The organism is Corynebacterium sp. HMSC11D10 (genome assembly GCF_001806995.1).
GTDB lineage: Bacteria > Actinomycetota > Actinomycetes > Mycobacteriales > Mycobacteriaceae > Corynebacterium > Corynebacterium coyleae.
On the sequence record NZ_KV787055.1, the window covers coordinates 1 to 24,507 of the forward strand.

The 24,507-nt window shown below is 63.6% G+C and carries 24 protein-coding genes; 12 read left to right on the forward strand and 12 right to left on the reverse strand.

Features of this window, described 5'->3' with window-relative positions; all coding sequences use genetic code 11:
* Positions 1–828: 828 nt before the first annotated feature.
* Together HMPREF3120_RS07040 and HMPREF3120_RS07045 are read right to left on the reverse strand one after the other, a co-directional pair.
* Positions 829–1,473, reverse strand: a complete 645-nt coding sequence (locus tag HMPREF3120_RS07040; protein WP_070451675.1) for a DUF3239 domain-containing protein — start codon at positions 1,471–1,473, stop codon at positions 829–831.
* A 10-nt stretch (positions 1,474–1,483) separates the two neighbouring features.
* Positions 1,484–3,124 carry a DNA repair helicase XPB gene (locus HMPREF3120_RS07045; protein ID WP_070451677.1) on the reverse strand — a complete coding sequence of 547 codons (1,641 nt, stop codon included), beginning with the start codon at positions 3,122–3,124 and terminating at the stop codon, positions 1,484–1,486.
* A 43-nt stretch (positions 3,125–3,167) separates the two neighbouring features.
* Between HMPREF3120_RS07045 and HMPREF3120_RS07050 the strand changes: the two genes are divergently transcribed.
* Positions 3,168–3,410 (forward strand): type II toxin-antitoxin system ParD family antitoxin, encoded by a 243-nt coding sequence (locus tag HMPREF3120_RS07050; RefSeq protein WP_070451679.1) that lies wholly within the window; start codon positions 3,168–3,170, stop codon positions 3,408–3,410.
* Here the strand turns inward: HMPREF3120_RS07050 and HMPREF3120_RS11955 are convergent.
* The 3 genes from HMPREF3120_RS11955 to HMPREF3120_RS07060 all read right to left on the reverse strand — a co-directional run bounded on the left by HMPREF3120_RS11955 (position 3,407) and on the right by HMPREF3120_RS07060 (position 6,071).
* Positions 3,407–3,580, reverse strand: a complete 174-nt coding sequence (locus HMPREF3120_RS11955; protein ID WP_246815440.1) for a hypothetical protein — start codon at positions 3,578–3,580, stop codon at positions 3,407–3,409. The two genes, HMPREF3120_RS07050 and HMPREF3120_RS11955, sit on opposite strands and share 4 nt — an antisense overlap.
* A gap of 419 nt (positions 3,581–3,999) precedes the next feature.
* Positions 4,000–5,193 (reverse strand): ABC transporter permease, encoded by a 1,194-nt coding sequence (locus tag HMPREF3120_RS07055; RefSeq protein WP_070451681.1) that lies wholly within the window; start codon positions 5,191–5,193, stop codon positions 4,000–4,002.
* Positions 5,193–6,071: an ABC transporter ATP-binding protein gene (locus HMPREF3120_RS07060; protein ID WP_070451683.1), complete on the reverse strand. Its 879-nt coding sequence runs from the start codon at positions 6,069–6,071 to the stop codon at positions 5,193–5,195. The genes HMPREF3120_RS07055 and HMPREF3120_RS07060 overlap by 1 nt, the downstream gene beginning before the upstream one ends.
* Before the next feature lie 56 nt (positions 6,072–6,127).
* Between HMPREF3120_RS07060 and HMPREF3120_RS07065 the strand changes: the two genes are divergently transcribed.
* On the forward strand, positions 6,128–8,944 hold the full coding sequence (locus tag HMPREF3120_RS07065; protein ID WP_070451685.1) for an FAD-binding and (Fe-S)-binding domain-containing protein: 2,817 nt from the start codon (positions 6,128–6,130) through the stop codon (positions 8,942–8,944).
* Here the strand turns inward: HMPREF3120_RS07065 and HMPREF3120_RS07070 are convergent.
* The gene (locus HMPREF3120_RS07070; protein ID WP_070451687.1) at positions 8,941–10,974 is read right to left on the reverse strand and encodes a helicase-associated domain-containing protein; all 2,034 of its coding nucleotides are present in this window, start codon (positions 10,972–10,974) and stop codon (positions 8,941–8,943) included. The genes HMPREF3120_RS07065 and HMPREF3120_RS07070 overlap by 4 nt on opposite strands.
* Positions 10,975–11,027: 53 nt before the next feature.
* On the opposite strand from HMPREF3120_RS07070, the gene HMPREF3120_RS07075 reads away from it, so the two are divergent.
* Complete coding sequence (locus HMPREF3120_RS07075) at positions 11,028–11,222, forward strand: hypothetical protein (protein ID WP_092101852.1); 195 nt, start codon at positions 11,028–11,030, stop codon at positions 11,220–11,222.
* 117 nt (positions 11,223–11,339) lie between these two features.
* Here HMPREF3120_RS07075 and HMPREF3120_RS07080 read toward each other — a convergent pair whose 3' ends face one another.
* Positions 11,340–12,071: a resuscitation-promoting factor Rpf1 domain-containing protein gene (locus HMPREF3120_RS07080; protein ID WP_070451689.1), complete on the reverse strand. Its 732-nt coding sequence runs from the start codon at positions 12,069–12,071 to the stop codon at positions 11,340–11,342.
* A 284-nt stretch (positions 12,072–12,355) separates the two neighbouring features.
* Between HMPREF3120_RS07080 and HMPREF3120_RS07085 the strand changes: the two genes are divergently transcribed.
* A complete protein-coding gene (locus HMPREF3120_RS07085) occupies positions 12,356–12,739 on the forward strand; it encodes a cold-shock protein (RefSeq protein ID WP_070421466.1) in 384 nt (127 codons plus the stop codon).
* Here HMPREF3120_RS07085 and HMPREF3120_RS07090 read toward each other — a convergent pair whose 3' ends face one another.
* Together HMPREF3120_RS07090 and HMPREF3120_RS07095 are read right to left on the reverse strand one after the other, a co-directional pair.
* Entirely contained in the window at positions 12,740–13,237 is a 498-nt protein-coding gene (locus HMPREF3120_RS07090; protein WP_070421465.1) for a DUF2771 family protein, read from the reverse strand.
* A gap of 15 nt (positions 13,238–13,252) precedes the next feature.
* Positions 13,253–14,050, reverse strand: coding sequence for a glutaminyl-peptide cyclotransferase (locus HMPREF3120_RS07095; protein WP_070451690.1), 798 nt, complete (start codon positions 14,048–14,050; stop codon positions 13,253–13,255).
* Positions 14,051–14,089: 39 nt separating this feature from the next.
* Here HMPREF3120_RS07095 and HMPREF3120_RS07100 point away from each other — a divergent pair, with 39 nt between their 5' ends.
* The 3 genes from HMPREF3120_RS07100 to HMPREF3120_RS07110 all read left to right on the forward strand — a co-directional run bounded on the left by HMPREF3120_RS07100 (position 14,090) and on the right by HMPREF3120_RS07110 (position 17,102).
* Positions 14,090–14,764, forward strand: a complete 675-nt coding sequence (locus HMPREF3120_RS07100) for a DUF3027 domain-containing protein (RefSeq protein ID WP_083284824.1) — start codon at positions 14,090–14,092, stop codon at positions 14,762–14,764.
* Positions 14,765–14,855: 91 nt separating this feature from the next.
* On the forward strand, positions 14,856–16,301 hold the full coding sequence (locus HMPREF3120_RS07105; RefSeq protein WP_070451694.1) for an NCS2 family permease: 1,446 nt from the start codon (positions 14,856–14,858) through the stop codon (positions 16,299–16,301).
* Positions 16,302–17,102: a TrmH family RNA methyltransferase gene (locus HMPREF3120_RS07110; protein WP_070451696.1), complete on the forward strand. Its 801-nt coding sequence runs from the start codon at positions 16,302–16,304 to the stop codon at positions 17,100–17,102.
* Between the two features lie 31 nt (positions 17,103–17,133).
* Here the strand turns inward: HMPREF3120_RS07110 and HMPREF3120_RS07115 are convergent, their stop codons facing one another.
* Together HMPREF3120_RS07115 and sepH are read right to left on the reverse strand one after the other, a co-directional pair.
* Entirely contained in the window at positions 17,134–17,973 is an 840-nt protein-coding gene (locus tag HMPREF3120_RS07115) for a DUF6928 family protein (protein WP_070451698.1), read from the reverse strand.
* Positions 17,974–17,976: 3 nt separating this feature from the next.
* Positions 17,977–18,891 (reverse strand): septation protein SepH, encoded by a 915-nt coding sequence (gene sepH / locus HMPREF3120_RS07120; RefSeq protein ID WP_070451700.1) that lies wholly within the window; start codon positions 18,889–18,891, stop codon positions 17,977–17,979.
* Positions 18,892–19,144: 253 nt separating this feature from the next.
* Here sepH and HMPREF3120_RS07125 point away from each other — a divergent pair, with 253 nt between their 5' ends.
* The 5 genes from HMPREF3120_RS07125 (at position 19,145) to HMPREF3120_RS07145 (ending at position 23,970) form a co-directional block, all read left to right on the forward strand.
* The gene (locus tag HMPREF3120_RS07125; RefSeq protein ID WP_083279316.1) at positions 19,145–20,440 is read left to right on the forward strand and encodes a citrate synthase; all 1,296 of its coding nucleotides are present in this window, start codon (positions 19,145–19,147) and stop codon (positions 20,438–20,440) included.
* 110 nt (positions 20,441–20,550) lie between these two features.
* Positions 20,551–20,910, forward strand: coding sequence for an FKBP-type peptidyl-prolyl cis-trans isomerase (locus HMPREF3120_RS07130; protein ID WP_070451706.1), 360 nt, complete (start codon positions 20,551–20,553; stop codon positions 20,908–20,910).
* Positions 20,911–20,920: 10 nt separating this feature from the next.
* The gene (locus HMPREF3120_RS07135; RefSeq protein WP_070451702.1) at positions 20,921–21,748 is read left to right on the forward strand and encodes an aldo/keto reductase; all 828 of its coding nucleotides are present in this window, start codon (positions 20,921–20,923) and stop codon (positions 21,746–21,748) included.
* A 227-nt stretch (positions 21,749–21,975) separates the two neighbouring features.
* Positions 21,976–22,314: a DUF485 domain-containing protein gene (locus HMPREF3120_RS07140; protein WP_070421457.1), complete on the forward strand. Its 339-nt coding sequence runs from the start codon at positions 21,976–21,978 to the stop codon at positions 22,312–22,314.
* A gap of 3 nt (positions 22,315–22,317) precedes the next feature.
* Positions 22,318–23,970 (forward strand): solute symporter family protein, encoded by a 1,653-nt coding sequence (locus tag HMPREF3120_RS07145; protein ID WP_070421456.1) that lies wholly within the window; start codon positions 22,318–22,320, stop codon positions 23,968–23,970.
* A gap of 126 nt (positions 23,971–24,096) precedes the next feature.
* Here HMPREF3120_RS07145 and HMPREF3120_RS07150 read toward each other — a convergent pair.
* A partial coding sequence (locus HMPREF3120_RS07150; RefSeq protein WP_210384503.1) for a hypothetical protein occupies positions 24,097–24,507 on the reverse strand: 411 nt, incomplete at its 5' end.

A 24,507-nucleotide genomic window follows, 5' to 3' on the forward strand; every position in this document is an offset into this window, starting at 1 on the left:
ATTCCGCAATGCAGATTGGGAGACGCCACGGGCATCACTATGCCGCCGCATAGTTGGTGCCCACCCACTTGTCCGCAATGCGGAGTCGGTTCCCACGGTGCTTGGTTGCGCTCTTCGAAAAGTAGCCCAAAGCGCTCCGCCAAAAGTAGCCCACCACCCATGCCGAAATAGATGGTGGGCGCCCACTAGTCCGCAACGCAGAGTCCATAACGCCACGGGCACCACTATGCCGCTGCATAGTTGTTGGCTGGAGCCATTTGTCTGGAATGCGGAGACGGAAACGGGATTCGATATGCTATGTCGCTGCAAAGTCGTTGGGGTTTCACCAACTTGTCCGCAATGCGGAGTTAGAAACTGTGCGGGCCTGACTATGCGACTGCATAGTGGACGCTGACTTGTCTCAACTATATCGCTGCATAGTCATTGGGGTTCACCAAATTGTCCGCAATGCGGAGTGAGAAGGGGATCGATCCCCACCAAGCCAATGCATGGGCATCGGGAGAGGGCAGGGGGGAGGTCCAACTGTCCGTAACGCGGAGTCATCGCCTTCACACCACCGAAGCCCCCACTAAAGCCACCTGCGCACTTCTGTGAATGCAAAATGAAGCTCAACTGGCTGCAGGATTTTACACTCCGCCCAGGTTGGCGAATGGTGTGATGTGGGGTTTTGCATTGGCGTGCGGGGCAGGGTTGTCGGCAAGGCCAATGGGGGCTGCCGGCGTGGCGCAGAGCGGACGAAACGGCCGGCGCGGGGCGGCAGGGGCCGAACAGCCCCGAACAGCCAAGCGCTCCCAACAGCCCCAACAACCTCAAAAAACAAACAGAGAACTACAACTCCACGACGGTGTTCTTGGACTGCTCGAGGAGGTCCTTCTTCTTGCGGGCGCGCTCGAGTTTGGACCACTGGTCGCCGGGGACGGCGTTGCGGGCCTCGTCGATGACGGCCACGTCGGGGGTGCCCCAGGCGATCGGCATCGGGGTGATCATCTGCCACATCTTCTTGTTCTGTGTGGAGCGTTGGGCGCCCACGGCGGCGACGGGGACCTTGGTTCCCACCTTGTCCGAAGTGTTGGGGATCGGGTGGTAGACGCGGGAGGTGATGCCCCAGCGTGGTGGCAGGGAGGGTTCGACGTTGAGGTTCACCAGGGCGGTCAGGGTGATGGTGGTGCCGATGCGTTCGGTGATGATGGCGGGGGCCAGTGGGTTGGCGTCGTAAAGTTCTTGCGTCTTGCCCACGCTGCGGGGGATGAGCAAGCCCACGACGAGCATCATGAGGCCGAAAAGGGCGAGGCCGAACGTGCCCAGGGTGTGCCAGGGGGATTCGGGGTCGACGAAGAACCAGACGGCTGCGGCGCCGAGCAGGGAGATTACAAAGAGGGCGACGCCCGAAGCGACGAGGCTGCGGGTGTCGCGGATCATTTCGTTGTGTTGCTTTGCGTACTCTTCGTCGACGTCGAACTTGAAAACCTTCATGGGGAAGAGTTTAGAGGTCGGAGGCGTCGACGAGTCGATACGCGTAGCCCTGCTCGGCGAGGAAGCGCTGGCGGTGGATGGCGTATTCGGCGTCGAGGGTGTCGCGGGCGACCACGGTGTAGAACACGGCCTCGGCACCGTCTGCCTTCGGGCGCAGCAGCCGGCCCAGGCGTTGGGCTTCCTCTTGGCGGGACCCGAAGGTGCCGGAAACCTGGATGGCCACGGCGGCTTCGGGCAGGTCGATGGAGAAGTTCGCCACCTTGGACACCACAAGGGTGGAGATTTTACCGTCGCGGAAAGCCTGGAAGGCTTGTTCGCGTTTCTTGGTGGTGGTTTTGCCGTCGACAAGTGGGGCGTCGATGCGCGCGGCGATCTCCTCGAGTTGGTCGACGTAGGCGCCGATGATCAAGGTCTGCTGGCCCTCATGTTTTGCAAGCAGCTTATCGACGACCCCAAGCTTCGCCTTCGAACACGCCGCCAACCGGTAGCGTTCGCGGGTTTCGGCGGTGGCGTAGGTGAGGCGTTCGTTGTCGCTAAGTGTGGTGCGCACTTCGACGCATTCGGCGGTAGCGATGTAGCCGGCCATTTCGAGTTCTTTCCAGGGGGCGTCGTAACGCTTGGGGCCGATGAGGGAGAACACGTCGTCCTCGCGACCGTCCTCGCGCACCAGGGTGGCGGTCAGCCCCAGGCGACGACGGGACTGGAGGTCGGCGGCCATGCGGAAGACGGGCGCGGGCAGGAGGTGGACTTCGTCGTAGATGATGAGGCCCCAGTCGCGGGAATCGAAAAGTTCGAGCGCGCGGTATTCGCCCTTGGTTTTGCGGGTGACCACCTGGTAGGTGGCGATGGTGACCGGGCGGATCTCCTTCTTCTCCCCGGAGTATTCGCCGATCTCCTCGGGCGTGAGCGTGGTGCGGCGCAGCAGTTCGTCGCGCCACTGGCGGCCCGCGACGGTGTTGGTGACCAGGATCAGTGTGGTGGTCTGCGCCTGCGCCATCGAGGCCGCACCCACAATGGTTTTGCCTGCGCCGCACGGCAACACGACGACGCCGGAGCCGCCCTCCCAGAAGGACTCGGCGGCGTACTGCTGGTAGTCGCGCAACTTCCAACCGTCGTGGTTGAGCGCGATCGGGTGGGACTCGCCGTCGACGTAGCCGGCGAGGTCCTCCACAGGCCAGCCGAGTTTGGTCAGTTCCTGTTTGATTTGGCCGCGGGCGGAGGGATGGACGGGGATGGTGGTGTCGTCGATACGTGATGCGACCAGCGGAACGATCTTCTTTGAGCGGGTGACCTCGGTGAGGATCGCCGGGTCGTCGACTTCGAGGATGAGCCCGTGCGCGGGGTGCTTGACCAGCTTGAGGCGGCCGTAGCGCGCCATGGTCTCCGCAACATCCACGAGCAGCGGCTGCGGGACGGGGAAGCGGGAGAACCGTTCGAGCACGTCAACGGCCTGCTCTGCGTCGAAGCCGGCAGCGCGCGCGTTCCACAACGCGAGCGGGGTGATGCGGTAGGTGTGGATATGCTCAGGTGCGCGCTCGAGCTCCGCAAACGGGGCGAGCGCAGCACGGGCCTTGGGTGCGTCCGGGTGTGCGACCTCGAGCAGCACAGTCTTGTCCGACTGGACGATGAGCGGGCCGTCGCCGAGAGCCATGCGATCTACTCCTCCTGTTCGTAGGCGTTGGTATTCTACGGGCATGGCTGCGAAAAACACATCCGTTGTCCTCGGCGAACGCTACGACAAATTTATCGCCCAACTGCTCGAAGACGGCCGCTACGCCTCCGCCAGCGAAGTCCTGCGCGAAGGCCTGCGGCTAGTGGAGGAGCGAGAGCAGAAGTTTAAGGCACTCAACGATGCTCTGGAAAAAGGGGAGTTGAGCGAGGTTGTCCACGACTTCGACCCCGATGTGTTCATCGCCAAAATGCGCGAAAGGTCCTAACCCCTCCGCAGCACCTGTGACCACTTGGTCACGCTGCCGTTGTTGAGGATCGTGCGCTTGTAAATGCGGGCGGCACCCCACACGACGAGCACGGTGGTGACCGCAGCGAGTGCGAAGGATCCCGCGAGCTGGGTGGTGGCGGCGAGGGAGATGGAGTTGACGGTACCCAACGGTTTGCAGGCAAGGAAGGCCAGCGGGGACTGCAGGAACGGTAAGGACTGTTCCCATGTGTTGCGCCAGACTCTGTCCGACCGCGTAACTAGAAATGCAGTTTAGGCAGATTTCAAACTAGCGGAGATCCTTCGTTATCTCAGAGCCCAGCGCAAACACAATGAGTGCAAGGGAAGCCAACGCGAGCGGGACAAGCTTAGGGGCAGAGTCCGTCACGAGAATGAGAATGGAAGCTAGGGCAAAGACCAAACTTAAAATACTAGTTTTCTTCACATTCCGCCCCGATCCTCGAAGCCGTACAGTTACCTGGGTCACAGTTTAAATTGTCCTAATTGGGACGGCAATGCTCTTGTGCCATTTTTGTACCTTCGTAGAATCTCCGTTTTCGACAGCTCACCGCCAAAATGTGCGAAAGGTCCTAACCCCTCCGAAGCACCTGTGACCACTTGGTCACGCTGCCGTTGTTGAGGATCGTGCGCTTGTAAATGCGGGCGGCACCCCACACGACGAGCACGGTGGTGACCGCAGCGAGTGCGAAGGATCCCGCGAGCTGGACGGCGGTGAAGTCGCCAGCTGCGTAGGTCAAGGGCGCGCTGAAGATCGAAAACGGCGGGATCCAGCTCACGACCTGCATGAAGGTTGAGTCGGTGTTGGACCAACCAAACGACGAGATGTACACGCACGCCATCAGCAGGAGCAGGATCGGCATCTGGGTGGACTGCAGGTCCTCGGTGCGCTGCACCATCGCGCCGGCGGCGGCGTAGAGGCCGCCGAAGAACAGCATGGACAGCAGCCAGGCGATAAGCAGGATGGGGAGGGCGGACCAGTCGATTTCGACGTCGTCGATAAGACCCGAGACCTTCAGGCCGATGCCGCCGACGGCGAGCAACACTGCGGTGGCGAGAAATCCGAAGATGACGGTGCCCAGCAGTTTGCCGGCGAGGAAGTCCAGCGGGCGAACGGAGGCCAAGATGAGCTCGACGACACGCGACGACTTCTCCTCGGTGACGCGGCTGCCCACCTGGGCGGCAAAAGTGATCACGGTGAACATGACGATGATCAGCGCGAAGAAGGTGGTCAGCAGGCGGGTCAACTGCTCTGCGGTGTTGTCGCCTTCGGTGTCGTTGATGTCCACCGGCACAACGTTGATCTGCGGGGAGGCAGCCTCGTAGTCGGCGGGACTAATGCCCAGGTTGCTTAGGGTTTCGGCGCGCGCCTGCTGTTGGGAGAGGGCGTCGAGGCCGGTGAGGATGCTGGTGGAGGGGGAGCCGTCGGCAAGGACCTCCCAGTTGTCGCCCTCGACAATCAGGGCGGCCTCCACGTCGCCGTCGCGGACCAACTGTTCGGCTTCGGTGCGGTCGGTGGCGGTTTGGGCGTCGTAGCCGGCGTCGTCGAGAAGCTGCTCTGCGATGCCCACGGCGGCGATGGCCGGGCCGCCGGCTTCCGCTTCGGCGTCGTCCTTGTTTTTCATCCAGGTGCCGAAGCCGATCATGCCGAACATGACCAGCAACATGATCACGAGCGTGACAATGACGCCCTTCTTCAGCAGCAGAATCTGCACCTCGCGCTTCGCGGTGGTGGTGATGGTGTGCATGGGGGAGTAGGTCTTCATTACTTCACAACCTCCTTGAACAGCTCGGCCAGATCCGGCACGACGCGGGTGAACTCGTGGACGGGGCCTGCGGCCATGGCGGCGCGGAGGATGTCCTGGTCGTTGTCGGCGGAAGTGGTTTCGACGATGACGTGGGTTGGGGTGTCGCTAATAAGCGTGGCGGTTGCGGGAATCCAGCCGCGCGCTTGCGTGCCGACGCGGAAGCGCACCGGGCCACCCGAGCGCAGCTCATCGACGGTGCCTTCGGCGACCATGCGGCCGCGGGTGACGATGCCGATGCGATCACAAAGCCGCTGTACCAAATCGAGCTGGTGGGAGGAGAAGATCACCGGCACGCCGGCGCGGGCGCGGTCGGTGAGCATCGTGCTCATCACGTCCACGGCGACGGGGTCCAGGCCGGAGAACGGCTCGTCGAGGATGAGCACCTCCGGGTCATGGATCAGGCTGGCGGCCAACTGCACGCGCTGCTGGTTGCCCAGGGAGAGGTCGTCAAGCTTGTCGTTAAGCCGCTCGCCGAGGCCCAACTCCTCGAGCAGTTCGGTGCCGCGCTGCTTTGCGGCCGCGCCGTCCACACCGTGAAGTTTGGCCAGGAAGATCAACTGATCGAGGATCTTTTCCTTGCCGTAGAGGCCGCGCTCTTCGGGCATGTAGCCGATGCGGCGACGGGAGTCGTCGTCAAGCGGGCTCCCATCGAGGAGCACCTCGCCAGAATCGGCGCTGAGCACGCCCAACGCGATGCGCATCGTGGTCGATTTACCGGCGCCGTTGGAACCGACGAAGCCGTACATCTCGCCGTCGCGGACGGTGAAGTCCATTCCGTCGAGGGCCTGGACGTCGCCGAAGCGTTTGTGAAGGTCCTGAATCTGAAACGTAGTCACCCGACAAAAACTAGCAAAGGATTCGACATCGCTCAGGGCGGGTTTACCATGAACTCATGACTGCAACCATCTCATCCCCAGCGGCGCATCTGGCCCACGAACTCGGCGCCGACGAGGCGCTGTCCACGCGCCCGATCGACCGCATCAAGTACGCCCACGACGCATCCCACTTCCTCTACACCCCCGATGTGGTGGTGGAAGCGCGCAACGCGAACGACGTAGCGGCGGCGTTCCGCGCGTCGGCATCCTCCGGCGCCCCAGTGGTGCTTCGCGGCGGCGGTACCTCCCTGTCCGGCCAGGCAGGCGGCGCGGGCATGCTGGTGGACGTGCGCAAGCACTTCCGCGGCGTGGAGGTGCTTGACGGTGGCAAGCGCGTGCGTGTCCAGCCCGGCTCCACGGTGCGCCAGGTCAACGCGCACCTGGCCGCGTTCGGCCGCAAGATCGGCCCGGACCCGGCGTCCGAGGGCGCCGCGACGATGGGTGGCGTGATTGCCAACAACTCCTCCGGCATGGCGTGCGGCACGGAGTTCAACACCTACAACACCATCGAGTCCGTCACCTTCGTCCTACCGTCCGGCACGGTGATCGACACCGCCCACCCGGATGCGGAGGCGCAGTTCGCCCGCCAGGAGCCGGAGCTTGTGGACACGATCGAGCAGCTCAAGCGACGTGTGCGCGACAACAAGGAATCCGTAGACATCATCGAGCGCCACTTCGCGCTCAAGAACACGATGGGCTACAGCCTGAATTCGTTTTTGGATTACGACTCGCCGCTGGACATCTTCATGCACCTGCTGGTCGCATCCGAAGGCACGCTCGCGTTCATCGCGGAGGCCGTCCTGCGCACTATCGAGGTGCCGAAACTGAAGACAACCACCATCGCGGTCTACCCGACACTGGACGCCGCGACGCGCTCCCTGCCGGTCCTGTTTGAGTCGAAGGCGGCGACGCTGGAGTTGATGGACTCGCGCTCCATCAAGGTCGGCCGCACCTTCGATTCGGTGCCGGAGCAGATCACCGGCTTCGAACTTGGCGGCCAGGCGGCGCTGCTCATCGAATACCACGCCAACGAGGCCGAGCAGCTGCGCGAATACGAGCAGGCTGGCTCCAAACTCCTGCGCGAGTTCGACCTGCAGACCCCGGCGCAGTTCAGCACCGACCCCATCGAGGCCGCCAAGGCGTGGGCGTTCCGCAAGGGCCTCTACGCCCAGGTCGCGGAGGCTCGCCCGTCCGGCACGACCGCGTTGCTCGAGGACATCGCGGTGCCCGTCGAGGACCTCGCCGACACTTGCGGCGGGTTGCAGCAGCTTTTCGACGCCTACCGGTACGACGACGCCGTCATCTTCGGCCACGCCAAGGACGGCAACATCCACTTTTTGATCACCGACCGCTTCGAGGGCGACGAGAACCTCACGCGCTACGACGGCTTCAACGAGGACATGGTGGACCTCGTGCTCGGTGCCGGCGGCAACCTCAAGGCTGAGCACGGCACCGGCCGCGTCATGGCGCCGTACGTGCGCCGCCAGTACGGCGAGGAACTCTACGACGTGATGGCGGCGCTCAAGCGCGCCGCCGACCCGCGCGGGGTGATGAACCCGGGCGTGATCATCACTGACGACGAGCGCGAGCACATGAAGAACTTCAAGCTCAACCCGCAGGTGGAAGACGAAATCGACCCCTGTGTGGAGTGCGGCTACTGCGAACCTGTGTGCCCCTCGCGCGACCTGACCATGACCCCGCGCCAGCGCATCGTCGTGCGCCGCGCGCGTGCGAAGGCGCTGCAGGAAGGCGACATGGAGCTGGTTAAGCACATCGACGAGGCCTACCAGTACGACGGCATCGACACCTGTGCGGTGGACTCCATGTGTGTCACCGCGTGCCCGGTGGGTATTGACACCGGCAAGTTCATCAAGTCACTGCGCCGCGGCCAGGCCGGTGCTGTGAAGTCCGCTGGTTGGGCAGCCGCCGCGAAGGCGTGGGGTCCGGGCAACACCCTGGCTTCTGCAGCGCTAACCGGCGCGTACGTCATGCCGACGAGCCTGGTGCAGAAGGTCACCGATGTCGCCCGCGCGCTCGTGGGGGACGACACCGTCCCGCAGTACCGCCCCGAACTGTCCAAGGGTGGCGTGAAGCGCTCCAAGGCGTTTGGCACGCAGGTCGGCGCGCCGGGCGCGGAGCCTGTTGGCGTGTTCGTCCCGGCGTGCGTGAACTCCATGTTCGGCCCGCAGGGCGAGGGCGTCGGTGCCTCGGAGGCGTTCGCGAAACTCGTCGAGCGCGCCGGGCTCGCCCTGACCGTTCCGGAGGGCATCGACGGCATGTGCTGCGGCACCCCGTGGACCTCGAAGGGCATGAGCACCGGCCACGACATCATGCAGCGTCGCGTCAACGACCAGCTCATCGCCGCCACCGACGGCGGGCTCCTGCCGGTCGTGGTGGACGCGTCGAGCTGCACGCACGGCTTCCGCGACATGGCCGAAAACATCGGCATCACGGTCATCGACGCCATCGAGTTTGTCGACGAGCACGTGCTCGATCGCCTCACGGTCAACCACAAGGTGCCATCGGTGACGCTGCACCCGACGTGTTCGGCGACCCACCTGGGTATCGTCGATACGCTGAAGCACGTTGCGGCCGCCGCTGCAGAGGAAGTGAACGTTCCGGCCGAGTGGAACTGCTGCGGCTACGCGGGTGACCGCGGCATGCTGCACCCCGAGCTCACGCACGCCGCAACCAAGCGCGAGGCCGCCCAGGCGAGAGAGTTCGGCTCGGCGTGCCACGCGTCGTCGAACCGCACCTGCGAGTTGGGCCTGACGGCCGCGACCGGCACGGACTACGAGCACATCCTGGAAATCCTGGAGCGCGCCAGCCGCTAGGCCAGCACCACTTTTGTCACCCGCGGCAGGGCGATGCGCACGACCCGGTCCTTGGCCTCGTCGAGCGCGTCCACCTGCCCCGCAGTGACACTCAGCGGCAGGACGGTGATCGTCTTGCCGCGCCCCTGCTTATCCACGTAGCCCACCGTGACATGCCTGCGCGCCCGCGCCGCCGCGCGCAGCGTTTCAAACGCATTCCCGCTGCCGGTATCGGTCGTTTCTGCAGAGCGCAGCTTTGCGACGATCGCACGCACCTGATCCGGCGCCACCCTCCGCGACTTCGGAAGCGTCGATGGCGTTGGCGGAACCAGGGCGGGCTCAGGCGCCATGTTGACGGAAACCCCCTGGTCGTCCTCGGCGGTGGGCTGTAGTCCTGCGGTGCGCAGCGCCGTCATGAGCTTTGCCAGCGGCAGGTGCGAGATGGCGACGGTGGGGGCGAGGACCCGCAGGCCTAACTTCTCTGCTGCGGTAGCGATGAGGGCCGGGTCCTCTGAGCGGATGTAGGAGAGCGCTTCGCCGGCGCGGATGGCGCCGTGGGTACGCGCGGTGTCGTCGATGATGAAGGTGATGGCCTGGGGGACCTCGCCAAGCACGTGGTCTGCCAGCCAGGAGTGGATCTCCGGGGCGGTCAGTCCACTGTCCAGGCCGCGGCGCACCGAGGCTTCCGAGATGCGCCACACGCTGGCAAGACCAGGCGACTCCAGGTCCGCGATGCGCTCGATGAACCCGGCCATTGCGGGCTCGAGCGGGCCCGGGGCCAGCACCGTCATGTCGGCCTGGGCGATCAACGTGTCCACCGAGGCGGGCACGAGCGTGGCGGTTGCTGCAGCGACGTCCTCGCCGTTGATCAGGGCTAGCGTCGGGGTCGACTGCGCTTGGTTGGCCAGCGCGCCGACGAACTCGGCTTCCCGGACAACCGCGGCGATGAGGTTGTCGGAGAACCCCGACGATTCCAGCGGGGCGTGGAAGAGCATCCTGTCCATGTCGCCCGCGTGGCGCAGCATGGTGAGGCGGGCGTGGCGAAGCGCGGGGGCGTGGGCGTCGTCGCTAAGCAACTTCGCCCCTGTATCCACGCGCCACGGGGAGGCCACCCAGCCGGCGAGCACGATCGCCCACTGATCGGACAGTGTCGCGTCAAGCCAGGTCAGGGCGTCGCGAGTGGCGGCGAGCACATCCTCATCGTCGACGTTGCCGCGGCCGACAAGACCCGCGGACTCGCCGACGGTGACAAGCAAGCTCGGGTCGAACCCAAGTGCCTTCTCCAGGTTTGCCGCCGCGCGCACGCCGACAGTGCCGTCTTTGTTCAGTACCACCGGGGTATCCATCAGCGTCATGACCAGTTGGCGCATCTGGCGCACCGCGTCGAGGCCCTGGGCGGTTGCGGTTTCGTCGATAGTGGCCTGATCGATCTCTGGTACGGCGGGTGGTGCAAGCGGGAACACGCGCGGCGTTGCGCCACGCATCGCGTCGCGCACCGGGCGGGGCAGGCGCACCGTGGTCTCGTTGACGCGCACAAGCATGCCAAGCGCGAGCAACTTGGCCACCGGCGCATCCGGGTCCGCATCGGGTGCAGCCGCCGCGGTTGTGCCCACCCCGCCGGACGCCGCAAGGGTGTCCAACACCTTGCGCTCACGCGCAGGCAGTGACGCCAGCGCCTCGGTCGCGCCGGGTGGCAGCGTATCGGTCACGCGCCAACCGGGAGGCAGGGCAGTCAGCGTGCCGGGGGCGATACGCAACGCCTCATCCGGACCGAATACGAGCGCCAACTCGCGCAGGTGGTGAGTGGAGCCGAAGCCGGTGGCGTTCACAGGCTCAAGCTCCGCTCCGGCATCCGCGAGCTGCTCGAGCACCGCCAGATCCGCGGCGTTGAGGAGACGCAACGCGCGCGATGCCGACCCGGGAAGGCCGAGCCTGGTTGCGAGTGAGCCCACCGACGGCGGGGCGGGGAAGAAGGCATCCGGGCGTGCCTCGATGAGGGCGTGCAGCGCGTCGTCATCGAGCGAACTCAAGAATTTAGGGAACGTAGACATTGCGGGGGTGAGTTTACGTGCGTTTTTGTCTCCGGCGTGAAAGAATGAGGGGCATGGCTAAAGATGTGAAGAAGATTGGGCGCGCAAACCCCGCATGGCCCGCTAATACCCCAGGTAACCTGCACCCGGTCACCGAGATCACCTCGACGTTAACCGGTGCTTCCAGCCCGTTCGGCGACGACCTGATCCTGCCGATGCCGGCAGAAGAGACGGGCTACGTCCACCCGACGACGCGCATCAACCGCTAAACCAGCGGAACTTAAAAAACCGGCACGGTGCCTGACCGTGCCGGTTTTTGTTGTGCCGTAAAGCAAAACGCCCCGTTCACAACCTGAACGGGGCGGACGATTGCTGTGCGCTATTGCTTAGCGAGCCTGGAAGGACTGCTGCACGGAAGCAACGGTGTTGTTGACCTGGTTGGCAAAGTTAGCGCCGACCAGGTTTGCCACAGCTGCGAAGTCGCCGGAGAGGGCAGCGTCGATCAGCGGCTGGTTTGCAGCGTAGAACGCGCTGTAGTCGTTGCGGTTAGCAACGTAGTTGGACTGCACGGAGGCCGGAACCTGGAAGCCGAATGCCTGGATAGCGTTACGCACCTGTGCGTAAAGGGCATCGACCTGCGGGGACTGTGCGGCCGGAGCCTGGGCCTGTGCTGCCGGCTGAGCCGGAGCGGCCTGCTGTGCCGGTGCCGGTGCTGGCTGCGGGGCCGGCTTGGATACCTGCGCGTCGCGGTTGGTCGGTGCGGAGTTCAGGCCGTAGCGAGCGGAGCAAGCCGGCCATGCGCCCCAACCCTGACTTGCCAGGGTGCGCTCGGCGACAGCGATCTGCTGCTCGCGGGTTGCCAGGTTAGCGGTCGGGGCGAACTCGCCGCCACCGTATGCCAGCCAGGTGCCGTAGGAGAACTGCAGGCCACCGTAGTAGCCGTTGCCGGTGTTGATAGCCCAGTTGCCGCCGGACTCGCACTGTGCAAGCTTGTCCCAGTCGGAATCCGGTGCTGCGGTTGCCTGCGGGGCAACAATGCCAGCCAGTGCAGCTGCTGCTGCAGAACCTGCCAGAGCCTTCTTGCCCATGGAGGTGGTCTTCTTAGAGTGGCGTCCCATTGTTTCGTTTCCTCTCATCGTTGACCGCCAATTTCTCGGGACAGCCTAACGTTGTATAACGATTGTGTCACGTAACGGTGTCGTTTTGGGGCGCAATACTCGAAAAAGCCTCACATTTCCCCAGCTCGAAGGCGCGACATGCAAAATATGTGTTCTGGGTCACACTATCGTGAACTGCTTGATTTTCGGGCGGAAATAGTAAGGTTTTGATTTTGTTTTACTTACTGGCGGTACATCTGCACGAGTGATACTGCATAAGTGATGCGTTACGGAAGGAGAGCGCCATGCCTGTCGGAAAGGTGAAATGGTACGACGCCGAAAAAGGGTTCGGCTTCGCATCCAACCCGGGAGACGAGGATGTCTTCATCGGTAAGTCCGTGCTGCCTGAGGGAGTTGAGGAGCTGGTCGCAGGCCAGCGCATCGAGTTCGACTTCGCCGCAGGCCGTCGCGGCCCGCAGGCGCTGCGCGTGAAGGTGCTGGATACCCCGAAGCGCCGCCCAGTGCACCGCCGTAAGCCGGAGGAGCTGGGAAGCATGCTCGCGGACGTGATGACGCTCATCGAGACCCAGGTCCAGCCTGCTTTGACCAACGGCCGCTACCCGGACCGCAAGGAAGGCCGCCAGGTGGCGGAGATCCTGCGGGCCGTGGCGCGCGAGCTGGATGCGTAATTAGTTAAAGCCCACGGACCATGTGGCGATGACAGGGGTTTCCTCCCCGTCATCGCCCTTTTTAATGTCCAGGGTGGTTACCTCGGCAACGACGAGCTTCGCGCCCGACTCGGTCGTAGCCGGCACGGTCTCCTCGGTTGCCTCGCCGGAGGTGAAGACGCGCTCGGAGTTGGCCTCCGGGTCGTCGTAAATGAGCAGCAGGCGCCAGCTATTCGACGCAATCTCGTCAGGAACCGTAACCACCACATCACCCTCGCCGCGCTGCATGGTGGGGGCGTCGCCGCCGGCACACTCCTCGTCCAACTCACACACGGTGTACACGCCGATGTCCTCGCGCTCACCGTTAGCAGCCACCGACACCGTCAGTTCATCGACCGGAGTGGTGGGGCGGGTGCGCTGGTACTCCATGACGGCGTAGACCACGCCGACGAGTGCCAGGACGCCCACGAGGGCGACCACGATGGTTTTCCACTGCTTGCTGCCTGAACGTTGTGCCATGGCGAGAAATCCTAACTAGTCAGCCTGGGTAAAGCGCACCCGGTACATGTCCGGCCAGCGCTTGCCGGCAAGGAAGAACTCGTCAGTGCCCGGGATGTGGGCGATGCCGTTGAGGACGTGGTTCGGGTCGTCGGTGGCGTTATTAGGCAGGGCGGAGGCGTCGATACGTGCGGTGACCTCGCCCGTTTCCGCGTCAATGCGCACGATGTCGGTGGTGGTGAACACGTTGGCGTAGACATCGTTACCGACGCACTCCAACTCGTTGAGGCCCGCCACCGGCTCGCCATCAAGCGTGACGGCGAAGCGTTCGCGCTCCTCGAGCGTTTCCGGATCCATGCGGCGCAGCTCTTCGGTGCCGTCGGAGAAGATCACCTCGTTCGCTTCCGTACGTGAGCACAGCCCCCAGCCTTCGCCCTGATAGGAGGCGCGGCCGATCTCCTCGAGCGTTTCTGCGTTGCGACGAATCGCTGTCCCGTCGAGCCACGTCAACTGCCACAGGGTGTCGTCGATACGCGTAATGCCCTCGCCGAAAAACTGCGGATCCAAATCCACCGACGCGAGCTCCTCGCCCGCGATAGTGCGGGTGTACAGGCGCGATTCGCCCTCCTGACCAGTGCCAACGTAGAGGTTGCCGTCGGCGGTGACCTCGAGGCCCTGCGTGAAACTGGTCTGGTCGAACGGGAGGCGCTCGATCACCTCGGCGCGAAGGTGCTCGACGCTTGGGGTGGACGACTCCGGCGCGCAGCCAGCAAGCAAACCGCCCGAAAGCGCAGCGATAACAGACAGAGCGGACAAAGCTTCACGATGACCCATGGGTTACATCCTGCACTACATCGCGCATAATGGGTAAGCGTGTCACGATCCAGAAAACGCACTCGCTCCCGCAACCCGTTGCTTGGCAACGATGCAATAGCTATTGCGCTCGAGGCGCTTGAAGAAATCGCAGACGGCGACATCGGCGAACACATCGGTGTTACCGGGCTGACCCGCAATGTTGCCACGCACCGCTTCGAAGCCGACGTGCCCGGATACGCCGGGTGGGAATGGAACGCCGTCATCGCCTGCGCGGACGGCTCCAACGTGGTCACCGTCAACGAGGTCGCGCTCGTACCCTCCCAAGGTGCGCTCGAAGCGCCCGACTGGGTGCCGTACTCCGAGCGGCTACGCCCCGGCGACCTGGGCCCAGGCGATGTGCTGGAGCTCCTGCCTGACGACGAACGCGTCACCGACGATTCCTTTGCCCGCGACGCCATTACCTTCCCGGGCCGCGAAACCAAGCACTACCTGACCAAACAAGGCCTGGAGGACGCGAAGTACCGCTGGCGCACCGGCGACTACGGGCCAAACAGCGAGTTTGCCGAAAAGGCAGCCCTGTCGTGCCGCACCTGCGCCTTCTATATCCCCATGACGGAACCGGTGGGGGAGCACTTCGGTGCTTGTACCAACGAGTACTCCGCCGACGGCCATGTCGTTGCGTCTTCCTACGGTTGCGGCGCACACTCGGACACGGAAGTAGACAACTCCTAAGTAATTCCAATCACTGGGGCAGCAAAATAGTTGCGGTTGCCCAGGGAGAGTGAAAAGCTAAGCCCCCGTGAGTACGACCACGGGAGCAAAAATGAATAAGGACCAGCCGCAGCCGCGCGGCGGGCTGGACGCCTTCTTCCACATCACAGAGCGCGGATCCACGGTGGGCACCGAAGTGCGTGCCGGGGTAGTGACCTTCTTCGCGATGGCATACATCGTGCTACTCAACCCGCTGATCATCGGCACCAGCCCCGACCGCGAGGGCACCGTGCTGGGCATCCCGCAGGTAGCGGCCGCCACCGCTTTGGCTGCTGGCGTGATGTGTATCTTGTTCGGCCTGGTTGCCAAGTACCCCTTCGGCATCGCCGCCGGCTTGGGTATTAACACGCTCGTCGCCGTGACGATGGTGGGCCAGCAGGGGCTGACCTGGGCGGAAGCGATGGGCCTGGTGGTTATCGACGGCATCATTATCGTGCTGCTGGCCATCTCCGGTTTCCGCACCGCCGTGTTTAACGCTATTCCGGATTCGATGAAGGTGGCTATGAGTGTCGGTATCGGCATGTTCATCGCCACCATCGGCCTTGTAGATGCCGGCTTTGTCCGCCGCATCCCGGACGCCGCCATGACCACCGTCCCGGTCCAGCTGGGCACCGGCGGTTCGATCGCGTCCTGGCCGACCTTCGTCTTCATCGTCGGCCTGTTCATCTGTGGCTTCATGGTTGTGCGCAACGTGCGCGGCGGCCTGTTCATCGGCATCATTTTGACCACCATCGTCGCCATGATTGTGGAGGCAATCACGGGTTCCGGTTCTTCCGCAGACAACCCGCAGGGGTGGAGCTTGGCCGTGCCGGAGCTGCCGGATTCCTTCGGCGGCATCCCGGACCTGTCCATCGTGGGCAACATCGACCTGTTTGGTGCGTTCATCAACATCGGCGTCATTTCCGCGTCGCTGCTCGTGTTTACCCTGGTGCTGGCCAACTTCTTCGACGCCATGGGCACCATGACCGCCCTTGGCCGTCAGGCTGGCCTCGCTGCTGAGGACGGCGTCCTGCCCGACATGAAGCGTGCCCTTGTCGTCGAAGGCTTCGGCGCAGTCGTGGGTGGTGGCGCGTCGGCGTCGTCGAACACGGTGTTCGTGGACTCCTCGGCAGGTATCGCCGACGGCGCTCGTACCGGCCTAGCCAACGTGGTCACCGGTGTGCTGTTCCTGCTCGCAATGTTCTTCACCCCGCTCTACGAGGTCGTGCCCATCGAGGCCGCCGCACCGGTACTCGTTGTCGTCGGTGCACTCATGATGATGCAGGTCGGCCAGATCAAGTGGAACGACTTCTCGGTCGCGCTGCCGGCATTCTTGACCATCGTCACCATGCCGCTGACCTACTCCATCGCCAACGGCATCGGCGTCGGCTTCATCTCGTTTGCGCTGCTGTCCCTGTTCGCCGGCAAGGCGAAGGACATCCACTGGATCATGTGGCTCATCTCCGCCCTGTTCGTCGTGTACTTCGCGCAGGGCCCGATCATGGCAGCACTCGGCTAAATGCAATTGCGTATCGACGACCCCCTCGACCCCCGTCTCGACGACATCCGCGACCTGAAGCACTCCGACAAGGAGAAAAACCTTGTCTTCGCCGAGGGGCCGCTGGTGGCTGGCCGGCTGGTCGAGTCGCGCTTTCCGGTGCGCGCCGTGTTCGGCTTCGGGGGACGGCTTGAGTCGTTCATGGCCGACTACGGCGAGGAGTTGTCGCGCCGCGGCATCCCGGTGTACGAGATCACCCGCCAGATCATGGGGGAGGTCGCCGGATACGACATGCACCGCGGCCTGTTGGTCTCCGCCGATAAGCCGGAGCCGCTCACCGTTTCCGAGGTGCTCGACGGGGCGCGCACCTTGGTCATCCTGGAAGGGGTTGGCGACCACGAAAACATCGGGTCCATCTTCCGCAACGCCGCCGGCATGGGGGTCGACGGCGTGCTTTTCGGGGCTGCGACCGCTGACCCGCTCTACCGCCGCAGCGTGCGCGTGTCCATGGGGCACGTGCTGCGCACCCCGTTCGCACACCTGGAGGGCACCCCGACGACGTGGCAGCGCTCGCTCGCCGAACTTCACGACGACGGCTGGTGGCTCATTTCACTGACCCCCGCTGACGACGCCGTCGAACTTAAAGAAGCCATCCAGGGCCACGACAAAGTTGCCTTCCTTGTTGGTGGGGAAGGCCCGGGGCTGACCCCGCACGCCATGCGTGCTACCGACGTGCGCGCCAAGATTCCGATGGCGCCGGGCACCGATTCGCTGAACGTGGCCACCTCGGCCGCGATCGCGTTCTACGAGCGCATGCGCTAACCGGGCTAGCCCGGTTAGCGGGGCGAGCGGGTTAGCGGTCGATGTGGCGGATGCGCTCCTTTAGCGCAGCCGCCCACTCCACAGCGCGACGGCGTACACCCCGACCGACACGCTTCGCGGCGGCGACGGACGCGTCCGCCAGCTCGGCGAACTCGTCGCCCTCTTGTTTCTCTTGCTCGGCCTCGTAGTCGTCGTAAACTTTATCGCGCTCCGCGAACTTCGCGGCGACCTCGTTGACCGACTTGGTGGCCGGCTTCGGCTCCTCAATCTTCGGCTCAGGCCGGCCGTCCACGGCGTAGCCCACCACGTTGATGTCCGGGCCGTTCTGGCCGATCTCCGCACCCAGCCAGGCTTCCTCGGCGGCAAGCGCAAGGTCCTTCGGCTCAAACGGCAGCGCAATCCCGCCTGCTTGTTCCGCCTTCTCGCCCGCCCAGTAGGGGGCCTCAAACGGCTCAGGCAGGCCGATGTCTTCGATAACACTGGTGCGGGTGGCGCAGAAACTGCGCGACACCTTCTCGCCATTGAAGTGGGCGAAGCCGCCAAAGTCGCTATCCGTACCCAGCGCGATAACGAACACGTCCGCCGCCGGAAGCGCGGTGTGCCATTGGGTAGGGGAGGACAACTCGGTGACGTCCACACGCATGCGCACCACCGAAATCCCCGGGAAGCCCGCAATATAAAACTCGTCGCGGCCAGGCACCGACGAGCGGTTCAACGGAAACGACCCAATCGGCGTGATTGGCCACGCCGGATTCACCTGAGCCAGCAGCTTTCGGCCAAACCCGCGGTCGGCCTTCGGCTCGCGGCGCAATACCTCCGCAGGTTCAGCAGTGTTGACAAACCACAACGTGACAACGGCGTTGAAACTCATGGCTTACCGCTTCGGACGCTTCGTGTTGGTCCGTACGCCGAGCAGCACGTCCTCCCAGTGGGGCGTCACCGACTTGCGACGACGCTTCTGCGGCTGCTCCTCCTCATCCGGGTGGCGCAGGAAATCACCCTCGAGCACCTCGCCCTCCTCGGCGGGTACATCCTGAAGGATCTCGACGGGCGCGGCCGGCGCAGCCTCATCCTGCTCGCCGTGCAAGGAACGCACCGCAGACAGCGAGCGCACCGGCTGGGCGAAATCCGGATCGGTCAGATCCGCAGCCATAGCGTTGCGCGCCTCAGTCTGGGCCGCGGCGCCCATGGAGCGCTTAAACGACCACAAGGCCTCATTCTCCGTCAGGCCCGCCTGCCAGGTAACGCGCACAACCCAGGTGTCGCCCTGCTCGCGGGTGGCATCCCACTCCGCATCCGAAATCGAGTGACCACGGGCAGCAAAGGAGGTAGCCAGGATCTCCAACAACGTCTGCTTCGCCGGGCCGTCCTCGCGCACCGGGTGGGACTGCTTCGCAGCCTCCGCAACCTGGGCGCGCTCAAGCAACACCGGGTGGGCATAGGACTCGAGGCGGCTTTCGGCCACACCCATCTCTTCTGCCAACTCCGCGGCGGTCGCGCCGGCGCGGATGCGTGCCTGGATCTCGTTCGGACGCATCGACAACGGGGTGGCGTAGAGCGGATCCGGCTCCGGCAGTGGGCGCGGCTCCGGGGCGGGTGCCACCGGTTGCGCAGGCTGCTCTTCCTCAGTCGCCTCGGTATCGGTGGCTGGTTCTTCCGGGGCGGGGGAGTCGTCGATAAGCAACGGCGCAAGCTCCTCACGGGCAAGCTGATAGCGCACACCCTCCTCGTCGCGGAGCACAAAAAACGTCTCCGTCGACTCGTCTTCCAAGAAAACAAGCTCGCGCATAGGACTCCTTCCGCCTGGCAATACGAAAACTAAGCCTATCGGACGCACGTGCCCACATCAGGCAACCAGCCCCAAGACACCCGACGGCGCAAAGCGATACCATCCCAATACGACCAATGACGCCATAAAAATATGTGGTACATCCAGGACAATCGCAGCATTGTCGGACGCATCACAATATTTGCTAGAGTGCGTTACGTAAAAAGGTTGCCCGAAAAACGAGAGCAACACCCAACGTAGGAAAGGGAAACCAGTGGCTACTGAGAACAAGGACAAGGCCGTACTCCACTACCCGGGCGGCGAGTATGAAATGGACATCATGCGCGCCACCGAAGGCAATGACGGTGTCGTGCTGGGGAACCTCCTCGGTGAAACTGGCCTGGTCACCTTCGACCCGGGCTACGTCTCCACCGGCTCCACCGAGTCCAAGATCACCTACATCGACGGTGCAGAGGGCATCCTGCGCTACCGCGGCTACGACATCGCAGACCTGGCAGAAAACGCCACCTTCAACGAGGTGTCCTACCTGCTGATCAACGGCGAGCTGCCGACCACCGACGAGCTGGACAACTTCAACTCCGACCTGCGCCACCACACGCTGCTCGACGAAGACTTCAAGGCCGCGTTCAACATCTTCCCGCGCAACGCGCACCCGATGGCCGTCCTTGCCTCCTCGGTCAACATTCTCTCCGCCTACTACCAGGACCAGCTCAACCCGCTCGACGAAGAGCAGCTGGACAAGGCAACCGTGCGCCTCATGGCCAAGGTGCCGATGCTGGCTGCATACGCCTACCGCGCATCCCGCGGTAAGCCGTACATGTACCCGGACAACTCCCTGAACCCGCGCGAGAACTTCATGCGCATGATGTTCGGCTACCCGACCGAGGACTACCACGTCGACCCGGTCCTGACGAAGGCCCTGGACAAGCTCCTCATCCTGCACGCCGACCACGAGCAGAACTGTTCCACCTCCACGGTGCGCATGATCGCCTCGGCACAGGCGAACATGTTCGTCTCCATCGCAGGCGGCATCAACGCCCTGGCCGGCCCGCTGCACGGCGGCGCAAACCAGGCCGTGCTCGAGATGCTCGAGGACATCAAGAACAACCACGGTGGCGACGCAACCGACTTCATGAACCGCGTGAAGAACAAGGAAAAGGGCGTCCGCCTCATGGGCTTCGGCCACCGCGTGTACAAGAACTACGACCCGCGCGCGGCTATCGTCAAGGACACCGCACACGAGGTGCTCGAGCACCTGGGTGGCGACGAACTGCTCGACCTGGCGATGAAGCTCGAGGAGATCGCGCTGAACGACGAGTACTTCATCCAGCGCAAGCTCTACCCGAACGTCGACTTCTACACCGGCCTGATCTACCGCGCCATGGGCTTCCCGACGGACTTCTTCACCGTCCTGTTCGCCATCGGCCGCCTGCCGGGCTGGATCGCACAGTACCGCGAGCAGCTTGAAATGAACACCAAGATCAACCGCCCGCGTCAGATCTACACCGGTTACCAGAAGCGCGACTTCGTCCCGCGCGACCAGCGCTAACCAAACGTTTCAACCGCCGAGGAACACGTCCCCTATAATTCGCGGGGGAAGTTCCCGGCGGTTTTTTAATGCCGACCGCACAAACCTCAAGGAGATTCTCACTCATGGAAATGGAAAAGCCATTCATTGAAGCCCCCGAGGGGCCGGCACCAGCTGATCTGGTTATCCAGGACATCACCGTCGGCGAGGGCGAAGAAGCGGTGGCTGGCGGCTTCGTCAAAGTCCACTACTTGGGTGTCGATTACGAAACCGGCGAAGAGTTCGACTCTTCCTGGGACCGCGGAGAAGCAGCCGAGTTCCCGCTCGCGGGCCTCATCGCAGGCTGGCAGGAAGGCATCCCGGGCATGAAGGTTGGCGGCCGCCGTCAGCTCACCATCCCGCCGGAGAAGGCATACGGCCCGGCAGGTGGCGGCCATCCGCTGTCTGGCCGCACCCTGATCTTCATTATCGACCTGCTCGACGCCCGTTAGGGGAAAGCGCATGCGAATCCCGGTAACTACGCTCAACGACGGCTACGATCTCCCGCTGCTTGGCCTGGGCACCTACAAGCTCCAGGGCGAGGACGTGGAGCGGACCGTGCGCACCGCTATCGAATTGGGCTACCGCCACATCGACACCGCGTCGCTCTACGGCAACGAGGTGGAGGTAGGTAAGGCCGTCAACGATGCGATCAAGGCGGGGGATGTCACGCGCGAGGAACTGTTCATCACCACCAAGCTGTGGAACGACGACCAGGAGCGCGCGCTTGAGGCGTACAACGAGTCTCTCGAGCGCCTCGGCCTGGAGTTCATCGACCTCTACCTCGTGCACTGGCCCTGGCCGCAGAACGGCACGTATGTGAAGGCCTTCGAGCAGCTCGCCGAACTGCAGGGCATGGGTCGGCTCCAGTCGGTTGGTGTCGCCAACTTCTACCCAGAGGTTCTCGACGACATCATTAACGCCACCGGTATCACGCCCGTGCTCAACCAGGTGGAGTTGCACGCCGGCTTCACGCAGCCAGAGCTGCGTGCCTACCACGAGGAGCACAACATTCTCACCGAGGCGTGGGCGCCGATTGCTCGCGGCTCCAACTTCGACGACCCCGCGATCCAGGCGGTCGCGCAGGCCCACGAGGCGACGCCCGCGCAGGTGTGCCTGGCGTATCTGATGAAGCTTGGTTGCTCCGTGGTGCCGAAGACGAAGAACCCGCAGCGCCTTGTCGAAAATCTTGGCGCGGTAAATGTGAAGCTCACCGACGAAGATGTTGCCACCCTCGATGCGGTGCAAGGGGAGCGTATGTCAGGGGATCCGCTGACGTTCCCGGGATAAAGGTTTTCCTGGGAGTGGATTTGAGCCCGTTCGGCCGTGGAAGCGGCCGGGCGGGCTTTTCTCGTCGCAACGAAAAGCGTGACTTTTCGGGGGTAGGGGTAGGGGTGAGAGGAGTTAAACAAGTTTCCGTGAGTGTGTGATACGTTACACTCCACATTGTTGAGTCGAGAATCGCGAATTGTCGGCAAGGCAAGACCCAATCCCGTGAACAAGAAAGGATCGAGGCAATGACAGGTTCCCCCGCTGTCCCGCAGCGCCGCGAGCCCACGCCAGACGAGTTTGTGGCAATGCAACAGAGCCCCGAATTCCAAGATCTGCGTGGAACATTCCGTGGCTTCACCTTCCCGGTGATGATTGCGGCGTTCCTCTGGTACGTCTTCTATGTCGTCTTTGCTACCTTCGCGCCCGATGTCATGGCGCGGCCCTTCCTAGGCCTCAACCTTGGACTGTGGCTCGGACTTGCACAGTTCTTGACCACATTCCTGATCACCTGGGTCTACGTGAAGTGGGCAAACAAGAACATCGAACCCCGTGCAGCGCACATTCGCCAGGAAATGGAGGGCTAAGCCATGCAGACGTACATCAACGCCACAGCGGCTGAAAGCACCGCCACCGGCAACCCTCTGCTGAACATCGCCATCTTCGGCGCGTTCATCGTGGTCACCCTCTTCATTGTGACCCGCGCTGGCAAAACCACCAGCGAATCCGCCGACTTCTACACCGGCGGCGCATCCTTCAGCGGCACCCAGAACGGCCTCGCCATCGCCGGCGACTACCTGTCCGCCGCGTCCTTCCTGGGCATCGTCGGCTCCATCGCGCTGAGCGGTTACGACGGCTTCCTTTACTCCATCGGCTTCTTCGTCGCATGGCTGGTCGCCCTGCTGCTGGTCGCCGAGCCGCTGCGAAACGTCGGCCGCTTCACCATGGCGGACGTGCTGTCGTTCCGCCTCCGCCAGAAGCCGGTGCGTGTGGCCGCAGCTTTCGGCACCCTGTTCGTGTCGCTGTTCTACCTCATCGCACAGATGGCCGGCGCCGGCTCGCTGGTGTCCGTGCTGCTGGACCTGCACTCCTTCGCCGCACAGGCAATCTGTGTTGCCATCGTCGGCGTGATCATGATCGCCTACGTCCTCATCGGCGGCATGAAGGGCACCACCTACGTGCAGATGATCAAGGCCGTGTTGCTCATCGCCGGCGTGCTGATCATGTCGATCCTCGCCTTCATCATGGCCAAGGGTGGCATGAATGCGGTGCTCAACCAGGCGATCGACACCCACGCCGCGTCCCAGTACATCGCGGAGAAGGGCTACCAGGCCGAGGATCTCCTCAAGCCGGGCCTGAAGTACGGTGCGACCACCACCTCGAAGCTCGACTTCCTGTCGCTGGGTCTTTCCCTGGTGCTTGGTACCGCGGGTCTGCCGCACGTGCTCATGCGCTTCTACACGGTGCCGACGGCCAAGGAAGCCCGCAAGTCCGTGACCTGGGCAATCGTTCTCATCGGTTCGTTCTACCTGCTGACCCTGGTGCTCGGCTACGCTGCTGCAGCATTCGTCGGCCCGGACCGCATCCTTGCCGCACCTGGTGGCGCGAACGCCGCGGCACCGCTGCTCGCATTCGAGCTCGGTGGCTCCATCTTCATGGCGCTGATCTCCGCGGTCGCCTTCGCAACGGTGCTTGCCGTGGTGGCAGGCCTGGCGATTACCGCCTCCGCATCCATCGCGCACGACGTGTACAACGCGGTGCTTCGAGACGGCCAGGCCACCGAGGATGAGCAGGTCCGCGTCTCCCGCATCACCGTGGTGGTGCTTGGCATCGTCTCCATCGTCCTGGGCATCCTGGCGATGCAGCAGAACGTGGCCTTCCTGGTGTCCCTCGCGTTCGCGATCGCGGCATCCGCAAACCTGCCGACCATCCTGTACTCCCTGTACTGGAAGCGCTTCAACACCACCGGCGCGGTTGCGTCGATCTACACCGGCCTGATCTCCGCGCTGGTGCTGATCGCCCTGTCGCCGGCGGTCTCTGGCAGCCCGACCGCGATGTTCCCGGACGCCGACTGGTCCATCTTCCCGCTGACCAGCCCGGGCCTCGTGTCCATCCCGCTCGGCTTCCTGGGTGGCCTTATCGGCACCTTCCTGGGCAAGCCGGACAACTTCGATGAACTCCAGGCCGAGATGGAGGTTCGTTCCCTCACCGGTGTTGGTGTGGAGGCTCCGGTCGACCACTAATCCTGGTTGAATAACAAGAAACGGGCTCAGCGTGATGCTGAGCCCGTTTTTGCGTTTGCTTTGTTTTAGCCAGCCGCGCAACTCAAGCATGCGCGCACTGAGGAACACCGGGAAGTACCGCGATGACTACATCTGCTCTGCGATTTCCTTCATCGCTTCCCACATGCTGCGCTGCTCGGGTGTACCGCTGTCAGTTTGCAGCAGGGTGACACAAGAATCGTGCACGGCGGAAGCAAACTCCTGGCGGAGAGAATCAGGAACCCCACGAAGGATCAGTGGTGCTGCAAGCACAACCGTATGGGCAAAGCGCGGTACCGTCGCATCGGGACTGTCATACTCTGACACGAGCGCGGTGCAGTACTGGGTCAACACCTGCGACGTTTGAGAAAGCGCCTGCCCATCCTCCGGAAGCTCGGCCAAACCTATGTCCCGTTTGCGCACGGTATCAAGGGTTGCCCTGGCTTTTTCATGACGGCCAACACGTGCGTAGTGCTCGTAGAGCACTGCTGAGTGCGCGTAGTTGGTAGGGGTATTCCG